Below are 15,109 nucleotides of genomic sequence, written 5' to 3'. Positions count from 1 at the left end.
CCTAGCGTCCCCCGATGGAATCGTTCACTAGCACGTCAACGCGCTGGAATTCCTTGAGCTCCGAGTAGCCGGTGGTGGCCATCGAGCGGCGCAGCATTCCCATGAGGTTGCTGGTGCCGTTGGAGTGGTGGGACGGTCCGTAGAGGAGCTCGGACATTGGTCCTACGCGTCCAATACGCACGCGGTCTCCGCGTGGTACGGATTCGTGGCTTGCTTCCATGCCCCAGTGCCAGCCTTGACCTGGTGCTTCATCCGCACGAGCCAGCGCTGTGCCGAGCATGACAGCGTCGGCGCCGAGGGCGATGGCCTTCACGATGTCGCCGGACGTTCCCAAACCACCGTCAGCGATGACGTGAACGTAGCGTCCACCGGATTCGTCGAGGTAGTCGCGGCGAGCGGCTGCGACGTCGGAGATCGCTGTCGCCGTTGGGACGTTGATGCCCAAGGCGCGGCGGGTGGTGGAGGTGGCACCGCCACCGAAGCCCACCAGCACGCCAGCGGCACCGGTGCGCATCAAGTGCAACGCCGGGGTGTAGCCGGCCGCGCCGCCCACAATCACGGGGACGTCGAGCTCGTAAATGAACTGCTTGAGGTTCAGCGGTTCTTGGTTCTGGGAGACGTGCTCGGCAGACACCGTGGTGCCGCGGATCACGAAGATATCGACGCCCGCTGCGAGCACGGTCTTGTAGTGCTCTTGGGTGCGCTGTGGCGTGAGGGAGCCAGCGACAACAACGCCGGAATCACGGATCTCCTTGAGGCGAGCCGAAATAAGCTCAGCCTGAATGGGCGCCGAATAGAGCTCCTGAAGCTTGCGAGTGACCTTGGTCTCCGCAGCAGCGTCCGCAAGATCGACTTCCAGGTTCGCGATCTCGTCCAGCACTGGCTGCACGTCCTCGTAGCGCGTCCAGAGACCTTCGAGGTTCAGCACACCGAGGCCGCCGAGCTTGCCGAGAGCGATGGCGGTTGCCGGGCTCATGACAGAGTCCATCGGCGCACCGATTACCGGGGTGTCAAAAGTGAAAGCGTCGATCTGCCACTTGGTGGACACATCTTCGGGATCGCGCGTGCGACGGCTGGGGACAATAGCGATGTCGTCCAAAGAGAACGCGCGACGTCCACGCTTGGCTCGACCAATTTCAATCTCATAACTCACGCATCTAGCCTACCGCTCAACCGCGGGATGGGCCGCGTTGTGTGAGCTCGGCGAAACTTTCGGGCCAGCGCGTCAATTGTTCGCTTCCGAAACTGCGAGCGCCGCGGCTTCCTCAGCGTCGGCGATGCGGTGCAGTTGCGTTCGTGCGGTGTTCAGAAATTCTGAGTACGACGACGCTGGATCGGTTTGCGCCGTCGTCATGAGGTCTGTGAATTCCTCCCATAAGGCACCAATGTTTCGGTAGGCGCTGGGATCGGCGCCTGACCGTTCCACGATCTCAGCATACTGGTACCGCAGTCCCCCACGGCCGCCGTGAGCGGTCCCGGTAAGAAACTTCTGCGCCATCTCAAAGCCCACCGCGCGCCGTGACGGATCCGCGAAGAGCTTGGCCCACCCGCGTGCCGAACCATCGGTGGTGGCATCGGCAAGTTTGCGAATCCCGCTGACGCCGAAGTTCTTGGCGAAACTCGCCGGTACGCCTTCAGGCTGCGTCTTGTTCAGCATGCGCAATGCACTTTCGCGAGCAGCCGCCGCGTACGTCTCGTTGGCGATGGTCGGAGGTTTCACCGCTCCATCCTGCGCCGGGATTCGTGCGAGCCAGTATTACTTCTTCTTCGTGGCTTTCGCGAGTTCGAGCTTATTGTCCGCAGTCAGCTCACGAAGAACCGCTTCTCCCCAGTTCTCACCGGACACCATCACGTAGCCCAGCACCCGCTCCCCCACTTCAAGCGCGGCACTCAACTCACGTTGCGCTTTCGCTGCGGACGTCGTCGTAATCACTGAAGCTCCCACGCCGGAGCCCTCCAGCACGGCGTCCACGAACGGAACGGGGTGCGCCCGGAACACAAAGGTGAGGGTGGTAATTTCGGCGTAGTCGAAGGTCGCCGCCATGAACCCGATGCCGCCACCCAAAGACAGCACCGCGGGTTCGTCAATACCTAAAACAGCACCCAGTAACGCGAGATCGGTGTTCCCGCTCGCTGTTACTGGGTGCTGTGAAAAGTCAGTCATGTACCGAGGATAAAGCCCTCGGTGACGGTTAGCGACTCTTGTAGTTAGGTGCCTCGACGGTCATCATGATGTCGTGCGGGTGGCTTTCCTTGAGGCCTGCAGCCGTGATGCGGACAAATTTGCCGCGGGCCTTGAGCTCAGGGATGGTAGCGCCGCCCACGTAGAACATGGTCTGTCGCAAGCCGCCCACCAACTGGTGAGCCACGGCGGACAAGGGGCCGCGGTAAGGAACCTGACCCTCGATGCCTTCGGGGATGAGCTTCTCGTCGCTCGGAACGTCAGCCTGGAAGTAACGGTCCTTCGAGTAGGACGTGTTCTTGCCACGAGTCTGCATCGCGCCGAGGGAACCCATGCCGCGGTACGCCTTGAACTGCTTTCCGTTCATGAACACGAGGTCACCTGGTGACTCAGCGGTACCGGCAAGGAGCGAGCCAAGCATCACTGAATTCGCGCCAGCCACGAGGGCCTTTCCAATGTCACCGGAGTGCTGCAAGCCACCGTCGGCGATCAGAGGGACGCCTGCAGGGATAGCTGCCTTGGCGGCTTCGTACACGGCGGTGACCTGTGGGACACCGACGCCAGCGACGATGCGCGTGGTGCAGATAGATCCTGGGCCAACGCCCACCTTGATAGCGTCAGCGCCGGCGTCAATGAGAGCCTGAGCGCCTTCGCGAGTAGCGGCCTGTCCGCCGATCACATCAACGTGTGCGGCAGCCTTCTCAGCCTTCAAGCGAGCGATCATGTCCAGCACGCCGCGGGTGTGGCCGTTGGCGGTGTCAACCACCAGCACGTCCACGCCGGCTTCGACGAGGGCCATGGCTCGGTCGAATCCTTCGCCGAAGAAGCCCACAGCTGCACCGACGCGCAAGCGGCCTTCGTCGTCCTTCGTAGCGAGCGGGTACTGCTCAGCCTTGTCGAAGTCCTTGACCGTGATCAAGCCCTGAAGGATGTCATTGTCATCAACGAGCGGAAGCTTCTCGATGCGGTGCTGGCCCAAGAGGTCAATGACTTCCTGGCGGGAGATTCCCACCTTTGCCGTGATCAGCGGCATGACGGTCATCTTTTCGTAGACCTTGGTGGTGGCGAATTCTTCGCGCGGCACAAAACGGATGTCGCGGTTGGTGATGATGCCCAAGAGCTTCTTGTTCTCATCCACCACGGGAAGGCCCGAGACGCGGTACTGGCCGCACAAATCATCGAGTTCCTGCAGGGAAGCATCCGGAGTGATGGTGACCGGATCCGTGATCATGCCGGACTCGGAGCGCTTGACGCGGTCCACTTCGTAGGCCTGATCTTCAATTGAAAGGTTGCGGTGAATGATGCCAATGCCACCCTGACGGGCCAAAGCGATTGCCATCGGGGATTCCGTGACCGTATCCATTGCAGCGGACACAATAGGAATGTTCAGCTCAATACGCTTGGTGAGCTTCGTGGTGGTGTCCGCTTCGGATGGGATGACATCCGTAGGGCCAGGCAAGAGCAGTACGTCGTCGTACGTCAGACCTTCAAATGCGAACGGGTTGAATTCGGTCACGTCTGTGCCTTTCATGCATGAGGGATGCTTTCATCCTAGAACGCTGAGGCGCTAGGAACGATTCCTACAGTCATATGTGGGATTCGTCATGTGGATTAGCCCGCGCTTGGGAGTGTTTGCGCAGTACTGGTGCCCGGATGAGGATCTCCGGGTGAAGTACTTGGGATGCAGAAACAGGTTGGGGTGGAGCACCCTTTCGGATGCCCCACCCCAACCTGCGTCAATCCTGGAGATCAAACCACGTGATTAGTGGTTGTGACCTGCGTGATCATCTTCGTCTTCTTCTGGCTTCTCCACCACAAGGGTTTCCGTGGTCAGCACGAGCGCTGCGATGGATGCAGCGTTGCGCAGGGCCGAACGGGTGACCTTGACTGGGTCGATGACGCCAGCGGCCAAGAGGTCCTCGAAAACACCGGTCTTCGCGTTGAAGCCACTGTTCACAGGAAGCTCGGCAACCTTGGCAGCAATGACGGAACCGTCGTGGCCAGCGTTGATAGCAATCCAGCGAAGTGGCTGCACCAATGCGCGGCGAACAATTCCAACGGCCGTAGCGGCATCGCCGGTCAGAGCCTTGACGGACTCGTCCTCGTCGAGAGCGCTCAGCGCGTCAACCAAAGCGGTTCCGCCACCGGCCACGATGCCCTCTTCAAGAGCAGCGCGGGTTGCGGAAACGGCATCCTCAATACGGTGCTTGCGCTCCTTGAGTTCAACCTCAGTTGCAGCACCTACCTTGATGACACCCACGCCGCCGGCCAGCTTCGCGAGGCGCTCCTGGAGCTTCTCACGATCCCAGTCGGAGTCCGTGCGGGAAACTTCAGCCTTGATCTGGGAGACGCGATCCTTGATGTCCTCTTCAGATCCGCCACCGTCAACAATGGTGGTGTTGTCCTTGGTGATGGTGATGCGGCGAGCCGTACCCAACACCTCGAGTCCCACCTGATCCAGCTTGAGGCCAAGATCAGGGGAAACAACCTGAGCACCCGTGAGGATGGCGATGTCCTGCATCATGGCCTTGCGGCGGTCGCCGAAGCCTGGAGCCTTGACGGCAACAGCGTTCAGGGTGCCACGGATCTTGTTGACAACGAGCGTGGACAAAGCCTCGCCCTCAACGTCCTCAGAGATGATGAAGAGTGGCTTCTTCTCCTGAAGAACCTTCTCCAACAGTGGCAAGAACTCTGCAACCGTGGAGATCTTGCCGGAGTTGATGAGGACGTAAGCATCCTCAAGAACGGCTTCCTGGCGCTCTGGGTCCGTCACGAAGTTCGGGGACAAGTAGCCCTTGTCGAACTGCATGCCTTCGGTGATCACCAATTCGGTGTTCGTGGTGTTGGACTCTTCGATGGTGATGACACCCTCGGTGCCCACCTTGCCGAAGGCCTCAGCCAAGAGTTCGCCGATTTCTTCGGACTGTGCCGAGATCGCGGCTACGTTTGCAACCTGCTGGCCCTCAACCGGACGAGCGTTGTCCTGAAGACGCTGTGCAACAGCCTCAACAGCAACCTCGATGCCGTGCTTGAGCTGACCCGGAGCGGCGCCTGCGGCAACGTTGCGCAAGCCTTCCTTCACGAGTGCCTGAGCAAGAACGGTTGCCGTGGTGGTTCCGTCGCCGGCCACGTCGTTGGTCTTGGTAGCTACTTCCTTGGCGAGCTGAGCACCCAAGTTCTCGTACGGGTCATCAAGCTCGATTTCGCGAGCGATCGTCACACCATCGTTCGTGATGGTGGGGGCGCCCCACTTCTTGTCCAGAACAACGTTGCGGCCACGTGGGCCGAGCGTCACCTTGACGGTGTCAGCCAAACGGTCAACACCGGCTTCTAGCGCTTTGCGGGCGGCGTCATTAAACACCAACTGCTTTGCCATGTGTATCTTCTTCTTTCAGTAAACGTGGCAAGAGCCCCGGCAGATCGCCAGGGCTCCGTGCTCAAAAACTACTTGACGACGACTGCGAGAACGTCGCGAGCGGAAAGCACCAAGTACTCCTGGCCGCCAACCTTAACTTCGGTTCCGCCGTACTTGGAGTAGATCACAACGTCGCCTTCGGCAACGTCTACAGGAACGCGGTTGCCGTTGTCATCAACGCGGCCCGGTCCAACAGCTACGACCTTGCCCTCTTGTGGCTTTTCCTTCGCGGTGTCAGGAATGACAAGACCGGAAGCGGTGGTCTGCTCAGCTTCGAGCGGCTGAACAACAATACGATCCTCGAGAGGCTTGATAGAGACCGACATTCGGTTCTCTCCTTTGCATGAGTTACCAATGGTGTCTTGGGCCTCAAGGGCTACCAACCGTCGTCGCGGTGCCAGCTGGCAAGTACCTCAGGCTTTAGCACCCGAAGGCATCGAGTGCTAACTACGACTCTAGGAAATGAATTAGCACTCGGTCAAGGCGAGTGCCAATGAATGGGATGCACTCCCAGCGAAGTCTAGGCTTGACGCATGCCCATTTCAGATGCCGAACTCCTCGAAGCGGTCTTGACCCCCGAAGGTTTCGCGCTCCTCGAATCCACCGATCCAACCTCCGCAAACACCGAGGATCAGGGCATCGCGCTCAATCTTGCCCTACGGAAAGCGAGCTATTCGCCGGAGGTGAGCAGCGGCGTCGTACACCAAATCCGCTTGCGGCACCTCGCTAAACCGAAATTGGGTGCGTTCGCTGAGCGCATGATTTTTACCCGCGCCGGGCTCGAGCAAGCCACCCGCCTCCAAGTGGCCGCGCACCACGCCGAACGATTCCGCGCCGCGGGGTTACGCCAGATTGCGGACCTCGGCTGCGGGCTGGGCACGGACGCCATGGCGCTAGCCGCGCTGGGAATGAACGTGACGGCCGTGGAGCTGGATGAGACGACGGCGGCTGCCGCAACGATCAACCTCATGCCGTTCGATAACGCGCGCGTGGAACTTGGCGACGCCACGGCCTTTGATCTTTCAGGTTTTGACGGCGTCTGGCTGGATCCGGCGCGACGCACGCACGCCGGCGGCAACACGCAACGCATCTTCGATCCCGAAGCCTTCAGCCCTCCGCTGTCCTTCGTCGAGCGGCTCGCGGACGCTGGCCTTCCCGTGGGCGTGAAGCTGGGACCCGGCATTCCGCACGGATCCGTGCCCGCAAACTGTGAAGCACAATGGGTCAGTGTGGACGGGGACGTCACCGAAGTTGCGCTGTGGTTCGGTGCGCTGCGGCGCGCGGACGTGCGGCGCTCGGCTTTGGTTCTGGACGACGACGGAGCCCACGAACTTCACGCTGCAACTGATTTCTCCGGCGCTACCGGTGTTGGGTCGCCGGTCTCCCCAGACGATATCTCCGGGTACATCTATGAACCTGACGGCGCCGTGATCCGGGCCGGATTGGTGCTTGATGTGGCTGAATCCGTGGGCGGTTCGTTGCTTGATCCGCACATCGCGTACTTCATGGCGCCGTCCTTGGTTTCGACGCCTTTCGCCCGCGCGTACCGGGTGGTGGCCGTGCGGCCGTATCACGTGAAGTCGCTGCGTTCTTGGGTGAAAGCGTCTGGAATAGGTGTCCTGGATATCAAGAAGCGCGGCCTCGATGTGTCACCCGAGGAGCTTCGGAAGGTGCTTCTTGCCGGGTCCGGCTCGAAGAAGAATAAGACCAAAGCGACACTCATCTTGACCCGCGTGGGCGATGAGCGAGTAGCGATCGAGGTAGAGCCGGTTTAGGAACTACAGCCCGTTCCGATCGGCAGATCGCCGACCTCCACCGGGAGCTTTCCGGTCGCCTCTGCGTCACCCGTGAGGACGTCAACGAGCGCGTCGAACGCACCCTCCGTTCGCCCGTAAAGCGCCACTTTGGTGGTTGCTTGCGAGTTCGCGAGACCATACGGGGCATCCAGTGCGACGACGACGTCTGCGGTTGCGTAGGCGCTTCCCGTTCCTAACAGGGCCACCGAGGTTCCGCTACCAACGCTGAGTCCGGCTTCCTCTGCGGCGCTCACTAGTCGTGCCCGGTCCGTGGCGTTTCCGCCAGAAATCCTGATCCCGCCCGTGACCAAAGGGCCGCTGCACTTTGAGCCGAAAGCGGTGATGGCCGCGGCGGAGATGGCCTGGCTTTCAGCGGCAGGATCAAGGTCGGAGGAGGCAGCCTCCAACTTTTGTTGCTGCATCATCTGCAAGGTAACCACTCGAGCGGCGGCCTCATCCAAACGCGACTCTTTCAAAGTCCCATTCTTCACAGCCGCCACAATCGCCGCATGAGCGGCCGAAACATCAGGCGGCATGATCAGCAGATCAGCACCGGCTTTGAGCGCGGCAACAGTTTCTTGGCCCGTCGAAAAGGACTCCGTCAACGCCCCCATGTTCAAGGCATCGGTCACCACTACACCTTCAAAGCCCAGATCCCGCAACGCTTTGTAGGACGCAGAGGACACCGATGAGGCCACGCCCGGGTCCAAAGAAGTGACGGCAATATGCCCCATCATGATCATCGGCACACCGGCAGATATGGACTCTTTGAAGGGCACCCAGTCGCGCGCTTCCAACGCCGACACGGATACGGATTGCACAGGAAGCCCCACGTGAGAATCGGTGGTCACAGAACCGTGTCCCGGAAAGTGCTTCAGTGAAGGCATAACACCGGCTGCCACGGCACCTTTCCACGCGGCCTCGGCGTTTGTGGCGACGAGCGAAGGATCGGACCCCATGGATCGCGCACCAATGACAGGATCAGCGGGACCAATGGTCACATCCGCGTCCGGCGCAAAGTTCATGGTGAAGCCCAGGTCCGCAAGATCCTGGTTCAGGGCCTGCGATGCCTTTTCAGTCAATACTGGATCGTTCGCGGCGCCGTAGGTCATGCCGGTGGGCCACTCGGTCAATGGCGCCTGAACACGCGCCACCTGCCCGCCTTCTTGGTCCACGCCAACGATGCCTGGCCATGAACGTTCGCTCGCCAAGGCGGAGCTAAGTTTCTTGGTGGCTGCTTTCAAAGCGGCAGTGTCAACGCCGGCAGCGCCCCCGGTCGCTCCCCCGGAATCGCCGGAGTTGGAGTTGGACCCTCCAGAGGACACCGGAATGTTGTCCCCCATCATGATCACTCCACCGAGGTGCAGCTTCTTCACAAGAGACGCCTGAGACGAGTAGTCCTTCCCGGAGAAGAACGCTACGAGCACCTGCCCGGCTTTCTCCTGCACCGTCATCTCAGCGACCTCGGCCTGAGCGGCAGAAATGGTGTCCACGGTTGGGCCCCAAGACGAAACTTGGGGCTCTGCCGGGGTGGCACTATCTGTTGCCGAACCGCCGGAGCCGGGCTGCGTCGTCGTAGTGGAAGAACCGCCACCAGAGGAACCGGATGACGGCGCAAAAGTGCACCCCGCCAACGCCACGGAAGCGGCACACGCCGCGCCAACCACGCCCACAAACAACTTAGAATTCACCTCACTAACGGTACCGCCGATACGATAAAGCGATCCGTTTTAGTCGAAAACCCGGATACTAGGAGCCGCATGCGCATCGATTTCGCCCAAAGCCGTCAGTCAACGCTCGGGGTTGAGTGGGAAATTGCCCTCGTTGACCGCGAGTCGGGCGATCTCAGAAGTGTGGCTCAGGAGATCCTGGACGGCGTCCACGCGAATCACGGGAACCTCGGCCCGGATGATGAACATCCCCATGTCAAGCAGGAATTGTTGCTGAACACGGTGGAGATCGTGACGGGCGTGTGTGACACAGTGGCGCAAGCGAAAAAGGAACTGCATGACAACATGCAGGCCGTTCGCGAGATCGCAGATCCCATGGGCGTCGAGCTGTTTTCGGCTGGCTCGCACCCTATCGCACAGCCGTCCACGCAGCCGGTCACGGACAAGGATCGTTACGGCAAGCTGATTGATCGCACGCAGTGGTGGGGCCGTCAGATGGTCATTTACGGCGTGCACGTGCACGTGGGTGTGGATCATAAGAGCAAGGTTTTGCCGATCGTTGACGGACTCATCAACTTCCAGCCGCACCTGCAGGCACTCTCCGCGTCCAGCCCGTATTGGGGCGGCGAGGATACCGGTTACGCGTCGCAGCGCGCGCTCATGTTCCAGCAGCTGCCCACCGCGGGCCTGCCGTACCACTTCTCCCAGTGGTCCGAGTATGAGAGCTACGTCGCTGACATGCTTCACACGGGCGTGATTGACGATATTTCCGAGATTCGCTGGGACGTGCGACCCGTCCCTCGCTTCGGCACCGTGGAGATGCGCATTGCCGATGGTTTGTCCTCGCTCAAGGACGTGGGTGCTATGGCCGCGCTGACGCAGTGCTTGGTGCAGTCCATGTCAGACCGCCTTGATGCCGGCGAGCGCATCCCTGTGATGCCACCGTGGTACCGCGTGGAGAACAAGTGGCGCGCGGCCCGTTACGGCCTCGACGCCATCATCATTCTGGACAAGGCCGGCAACGAAATGCTGGTCACGGATCACTTGACCGAGGTCCTGAACGAGCTCGAACCCATCGCGAAGCGCTTGGACTGCGAGAACGAGTTGCGGGACGTCGAGCGCATCATGCGCGGCGGCGCGGGCTACCAGTGGCAGCGCAAAATTGCCGCCGAGAATGATGGAGATCTGCGCGCTCTGGTGCGGGATAACACGGCTCGCATGCGGCTTACGTAGGTCGGTACGTCGTATTTTTGAGTACGACGACGCAGCTTACGCCCGCAGGGACACTTCCGTCACGGGCTGGCCGGTATCCGTACCAAAGGTGATGCCGGACGGCTCGATGCCGGCCATCACTACCTGAGCTCCGAGAGCCGCGACCATCGCGCCGTTGTCCGTGCACAGCGAGAACGGCGGGATGCGAAGCTCGATGCCAGCTGATTGGCAGCGGGCCGCGAGGAGTTCGCGGAGCCTCGAGTTAGCGGCCACGCCACCACCCAAAAGCAACGTCGTGAGCCCATGCTCTTGGCAGGCGAGGACGGCCTTCTTCGTAATGACATCCACGACGGCTTCTTGGAAGCTTGCTGCGACGTCCGCGACCGGGACTTCTTGGCCGTTCTTGTCGAAGTGCTCGACCGCGCGGGAAACGGCGGTCTTGAGTCCGGAGAAGGAGAAGTCGTAGCGGTGCGGACCGGGCTCTTCGACGGTGCCCATGAATTTGGGGACGCTGAGGCCGCGCGGGAAACGGATGGCTTTGGGGTTGCCTTCTTTGGCCGCGCGATCAATCGCCGGACCGCCCGGGTAGCCCAAACCTAAGAGCCGAGCGACCTTGTCATAGGCTTCGCCGGCGGCGTCGTCGATGGTGGCTCCGAGCAACGTGACGTCGCTGGTCAGATTATCGATCTTCAAGATCTCGGTGTGGCCGCCGGAGACCAAGAGCGCGCCGAGGTCTTTCGGGAGTTCTCCACCGTCCAGCACGCCGACGCCCACGTGAGCTACCAAGTGGTTGATCGCGTAGAGCGGCTTGTTGGCCGCGAAGGCGAGAGCCTTGGCCGCAGCCACGCCTACCATGAGCGCTCCGGCGAGACCTGGTCCGCTAGTTACGGCGATCGCGTCCACATCATCGAGGGTGAGTTCGGCGTCTGCGAGCGCTTTTTCGAGCGTGGGAATCATCGCTTCGAGGTGCGCGCGGGAGGCGATCTCAGGGATGACGCCGCCGAAGCGCACGTGTTCGTCCATCGAGGAACTGACCGCGTTGGCGAGCAGCTGGGATCCGCGCACAATGCCGATGCCAGTTTCATCGCACGAGGATTCGATACCCAACACCACGGGTGCTTCGCGATGAGTCACTGACTGCATGTTCTGGTCCTTTGGAAATCTGGAAAGTGTTGTGTGGTGACGACTGGTGCGCGTCTATGCGGTGGTTACTACTTCTGGGGCGAGTTCAAGGCGCATGATGAGCGCGTCCACGCCGTCCCGGTAATACTTTTTGCGCACGTGAATCTGTTCGAAACCGTGGCGCACGTACAGAGCCTGAGCGCGCGGGTTGTCCTCGCGAACTTCGAGGAGCACGTCGTGCGCGCCGCGTTCACGGGCGGAAGTGATGAGCCTCCGCAAGAGCGCCGTGCCGAGTCCCTTGCCTTCCAGCTCAGGCACTACGGCGATTGTCTGCACGTCCGCGATCGGTTCGATGCACATCAGTCCCGCGTAGCCCACGATCATCGCGGTCTCCGGAGTCCCAGCGTCCTCGGAGTGTGGGGATGCAACCTCCACCACCCAGTACTCGCGGGTTTCCGGCTGCGAGAGTTCATCGTGGAACATCTGGAGCGGCCACGCGTCGATCGGGAACAAACGATTCTCCAACGCAGACACCGCCGGGATGTCGGCCTCGGTCATGCCCCGCATCGAGGCTCCTGCTGAAAGGTCTACCTCGCCGCTCATGCGCCCTGGCCTTGCGTTTGGGCCTGTGCCTGCCGCGGGTTCAGGGTCATAGCGTCTGGCACTTTCGCGTCAGACTCGCGCAAGTACAGGGGCTCAAGTCCCAAGAGCTCTCCCCCACGCTCCACGACGCTCGCGCCATACGCACCCAGGGACTCGGCGGACGGCTGATGGTGCGCAAACTCCTCGCTCACTGAGATTCCGGCCGCGGACAACGCTTCCTTTTGTGCAGAAGCTCCGGCTCCAAAAACTGTGATTCCTGCCGGAAGTTCCCCCGGCGCGGAAACGTGGGGTCCGTCCAGAAGGGCGCCTTCGGCGTCGTACTGCGCCCAGTAGAGCTCCTTGCGGCGCGCATCAATCGCCACCACGAACGGTTCTCGCGACGCATCCGCGCGGTGGCTGACGTCGTAGGAAATCGCGTCGAGGCTCATGACGCCGTGCAGCGGCTTGCCCCATACGAAGGAGAGCATGTGCGCGGCCATGATGCCCACGCGCAACCCGGTGAACGGGCCGGGGCCGACGCCCACGAACATCACGTCGAGCTCGGACGGCTGGATCCCGCCCTCAGCGAGTACCTCCTCCACGAGCGAGACGAGGACCTCGGCTTGCGTATTAGTGGCCTCGGTGTGGCGGGCGGCGAGGGTGCGGCTAGTGCCATCGGTGCCGTGTTCTTGGAGGGCAACGGAGGTCACCGCGGACGTATCGATGGCAAGACTGAGCATCCCTCTATCTTACGTTTGCTACGAAAATCGTGGCGCTTCGAGCGGGCACCGTCACACTTTGCCCGTCCCAGTTCGCTCCCGGGAAGTCACCGAATTCGTGCGGTTCCGCGCTCGAGATCAAGAGTTCCCAGCCGCGGTCTGCTTCGTTGGGTGGGGCCACGTAAGTCACGGCATCGGCGGAAGCGTTAAGCATCACGAGGACGTCCCGCGAATCCCCGTGGAGCCCGCAGGCGTCGGCGGATCCGTTCAGGACATAGACGATGCTGTGCTGCCAGGTGTCGTTCCAGTCATCGTGTTGCATCGCGTCGCCGTCACGGTCCATCCAGACCACGTCCGGTTGGAGATCCCCGTCCACTGCCGCGGCTGCGGTTCCTTCGAAGAAACGACGACGACGCAGCGCGGCTAACGCTGTCCTGGCCTGTACCGCTCGGCGAGCGAAAGCCCAAAACTCGGAGTCCGCCTGCGCCCAATCAATCCAGGACACCGGGCTGTTGTGACAGTACGCGTTGTTGTTACCGCCTTGCGTGCGGCCTACTTCGTCACCGTGGGAGATCAGCGGGACGCCTTGGGAGACCATGAGCGTTAGGAAGAGGTTTTTGCGCTGCCTCAGCCGCGCCGCATTGATGGCCGGATCATCCGTAAGTCCCTCGACGCCGAAGTTGAGGGAGCGGTTGTCATCGGCACCGTCGCGGTTGTGTTCACCGTTGGCTTCGTTGTGCTTGTGTTCGTAGGACACGAGGTCTTGAAGCGTGAAACCGTCGTGGACCGTGACGAAGTTGACCGAGTTCGTGGGTCGCGCGCCAAGTTGCCGGAACACATCCGCCGAGCCAGCCACCCGTGAGACCAAAGGTCCCACCATTCCGGCGGTGCCCCGCCAGAAGTCTCGAACATCGTCCCGATACTTACCGTTCCATTCAGCCCACCTAGGTGAAAAGTTGCCTAGTTGATAACCGTCCGGTCCAACGTCCCAAGGTTCGGCGAACAACTTAGTGCGAGCAAGTGAGGGGTGAGCTTCAAGCTTTTGCATGAATTTGTTGCGAAGGTTCAACCCGTCCTGGATGTCCACCTGCCGTGGGCGAGGCCGCTGGTCCCAGCGCCAGTAGCCATTTGATCTGGCTAGTACCGGCGCCAAATCAAATCTGAAGCCGTCCACATGCATCTCATCCACCCAGTACGCGAGCGAATCCAACACCAGCTGCTGCGTGAGCGGGGACTCGAGATTCAGACTGTTTCCGGTACCTGTGAAGTCCACGTATTCGTGCGGCGCGTTGGGGTCTAGGTGGTAATACTCCTGATTCGCGATGCCTCGCATGCTCAGCTGCGGACCTAGGCGGTGTGTCTCGGCCGTGTGGTTATACACGACGTCAAGAATCACCTCGATGCCATTGCGGTGGAGCTCTTTCACCATGGACTTGAACTCATGTACTTGCTGGCCGGTGTCCCCACTGGCCGCGTAACCGCCGTGAGGGGCGAAAAATCCTAGGGTGTTGTAGCCCCAATAGTTGGAGAGCCCCAGTGACGTCAGGCGGGCATCATCGACAAAGTGGTGCACGGGCATCAGCTCAAGGGCTGTAACCCCGAGGCCTTGCAAGTGATCAATAATGGCCGGGTGCGCGAGTGCGGCATAAGTTCCGCGCAGATGCTCGGGAATCTCCGGATGAGTTTTCGTCAGTCCCACCACATGCGCTTCGTAGAGAACGGTCTCATGCATGGGCCTTCGCAAGGGAGCGTCATTGCCCCAATCAAACGTGGAATCAACCACCACGGAGAGTGGAACCTGCCCCAGCGAATCCTCATCGCTGATCACCCAGCCTGCCTCCGGCGGAACCTCGAGCGCCTCATACGGCGTCAACGTCATAGTGCGCTCACTGCGGGATCCGGACTCGAGCGACTCTGAGTCAGCAGACACAGAATCCAGGGAGAAACCAAACACTGAGCGATCCCACGTCACGACCCCGGAAATCGCTCGCGCGTACGGGTCAACCAAGATCTTGGACGGATTGAACCGTGAACCGTTGCGCGGGTCCCACTCCCCCTCGACGCGATACCCGTACCGCTGGCCCGGGTTCGCTCCCACCACGTCGCTGTGCCAGACCATGCCCAATGAATCATCGCGTGAGCCGCGCATAGGAAACTGACGCTCGCGGCCGTCGTCGTCCAGCAGGCACAACCAGACCGCTGATGCTAACGGCGCTGCGACCGCGAAGTGCGCCCCGGAATCGCGCAACGTGGCGCCTAATTGCCAGCCAACGGTGGACTCATGAACTAGCGATCGCGCTACGGAAGTCACGCTGTCAGCCTATCCGAGTGTGCGACTCGCGCGTTGCTTGACGACTAAATCCGCACTTGCTGATTACACTCGCTTTAGAGAAACACCAACGATGATGTTC

13 protein-coding genes are annotated in these 15,109 nt (G+C 61.0%); 2 read left to right on the top strand and 11 right to left on the bottom strand.

From position 1 onward, the window contains the following. Position 1 precedes the first annotated feature (1 nt). The 6 genes from HD598_RS11285 to groES form a co-directional block, all read right to left on the bottom strand. Positions 2 to 1,153, bottom strand: a complete 1,152-nt coding sequence (locus HD598_RS11285; protein ID WP_183665941.1) for a GuaB3 family IMP dehydrogenase-related protein — start codon at positions 1,151 to 1,153, stop codon at positions 2 to 4. Between the two features lie 72 nt (positions 1,154 to 1,225). After that, entirely contained in the window at positions 1,226 to 1,720 is a 495-nt protein-coding gene (locus HD598_RS11280; protein ID WP_183665939.1) for a hypothetical protein, read from the bottom strand. A gap of 36 nt (positions 1,721 to 1,756) precedes the next feature. Continuing rightward, entirely contained in the window at positions 1,757 to 2,164 is a 408-nt protein-coding gene (locus tag HD598_RS11275; RefSeq protein WP_183665937.1) for a cysteine peptidase family C39 domain-containing protein, read from the bottom strand. Between the two features lie 28 nt (positions 2,165 to 2,192). Continuing rightward, positions 2,193 to 3,713: an IMP dehydrogenase gene (gene guaB, locus HD598_RS11270; protein WP_183665930.1), complete on the bottom strand. Its 1,521-nt coding sequence runs from the start codon at positions 3,711 to 3,713 to the stop codon at positions 2,193 to 2,195. A gap of 231 nt (positions 3,714 to 3,944) precedes the next feature. Continuing rightward, positions 3,945 to 5,558, bottom strand: coding sequence for a chaperonin GroEL (groL, locus tag HD598_RS11265; RefSeq protein ID WP_071895009.1), 1,614 nt, complete (start codon positions 5,556 to 5,558; stop codon positions 3,945 to 3,947). Between the two features lie 68 nt (positions 5,559 to 5,626). Next, entirely contained in the window at positions 5,627 to 5,923 is a 297-nt protein-coding gene (gene groES / locus HD598_RS11260) for a co-chaperone GroES (RefSeq protein WP_071895008.1), read from the bottom strand. 207 nt (positions 5,924 to 6,130) lie between these two features. Here groES and HD598_RS11255 point away from each other — a divergent pair, with 207 nt between their 5' ends. Next, positions 6,131 to 7,372, top strand: coding sequence for a class I SAM-dependent methyltransferase (locus tag HD598_RS11255; protein WP_183665927.1), 1,242 nt, complete (start codon positions 6,131 to 6,133; stop codon positions 7,370 to 7,372). Here the strand turns inward: HD598_RS11255 and HD598_RS11250 are convergent. Then, positions 7,369 to 9,084, bottom strand: coding sequence for a glycoside hydrolase family 3 protein (locus tag HD598_RS11250; protein ID WP_311539024.1), 1,716 nt, complete (start codon positions 9,082 to 9,084; stop codon positions 7,369 to 7,371). The genes HD598_RS11255 and HD598_RS11250 overlap by 4 nt on opposite strands. A 69-nt stretch (positions 9,085 to 9,153) precedes the next feature. On the opposite strand from HD598_RS11250, the gene HD598_RS11245 reads away from it, so the two are divergent. Next, the gene (locus HD598_RS11245) at positions 9,154 to 10,296 is read left to right on the top strand and encodes a glutamate--cysteine ligase (protein WP_183665925.1); all 1,143 of its coding nucleotides are present in this window, start codon (positions 9,154 to 9,156) and stop codon (positions 10,294 to 10,296) included. 36 nt (positions 10,297 to 10,332) lie between these two features. On the opposite strand, the gene tsaD is transcribed toward HD598_RS11245, so the two are convergent. The 4 genes from tsaD to glgX are packed head-to-tail and all read right to left on the bottom strand — an operon-like array spanning position 10,333 to position 15,009. Then, positions 10,333 to 11,418, bottom strand: a complete 1,086-nt coding sequence (gene tsaD, locus HD598_RS11240) for a tRNA (adenosine(37)-N6)-threonylcarbamoyltransferase complex transferase subunit TsaD (RefSeq protein WP_183665923.1) — start codon at positions 11,416 to 11,418, stop codon at positions 10,333 to 10,335. 54 nt (positions 11,419 to 11,472) lie between these two features. After that, entirely contained in the window at positions 11,473 to 12,000 is a 528-nt protein-coding gene (rimI, locus tag HD598_RS11235) for a ribosomal protein S18-alanine N-acetyltransferase (protein WP_183665921.1), read from the bottom strand. After that, entirely contained in the window at positions 11,997 to 12,719 is a 723-nt protein-coding gene (tsaB, locus tag HD598_RS11230; RefSeq protein WP_183665919.1) for a tRNA (adenosine(37)-N6)-threonylcarbamoyltransferase complex dimerization subunit type 1 TsaB, read from the bottom strand. Before tsaB ends, rimI begins: the two co-directional genes overlap by 4 nt. A 4-nt stretch (positions 12,720 to 12,723) precedes the next feature. Beyond that, a complete protein-coding gene (gene glgX, locus HD598_RS11225) occupies positions 12,724 to 15,009 on the bottom strand; it encodes a glycogen debranching protein GlgX (RefSeq protein WP_183665917.1) in 2,286 nt (761 codons plus the stop codon). Between the last annotated feature and the right edge of the window lie 100 nt (positions 15,010 to 15,109).

It is taken from the genome of Neomicrococcus aestuarii (genome assembly GCF_014201135.1).
Lineage (GTDB): Bacteria > Actinomycetota > Actinomycetes > Actinomycetales > Micrococcaceae > Neomicrococcus > Neomicrococcus aestuarii.
This window is presented reverse-complemented; position numbering and strand designations above follow the sequence as displayed.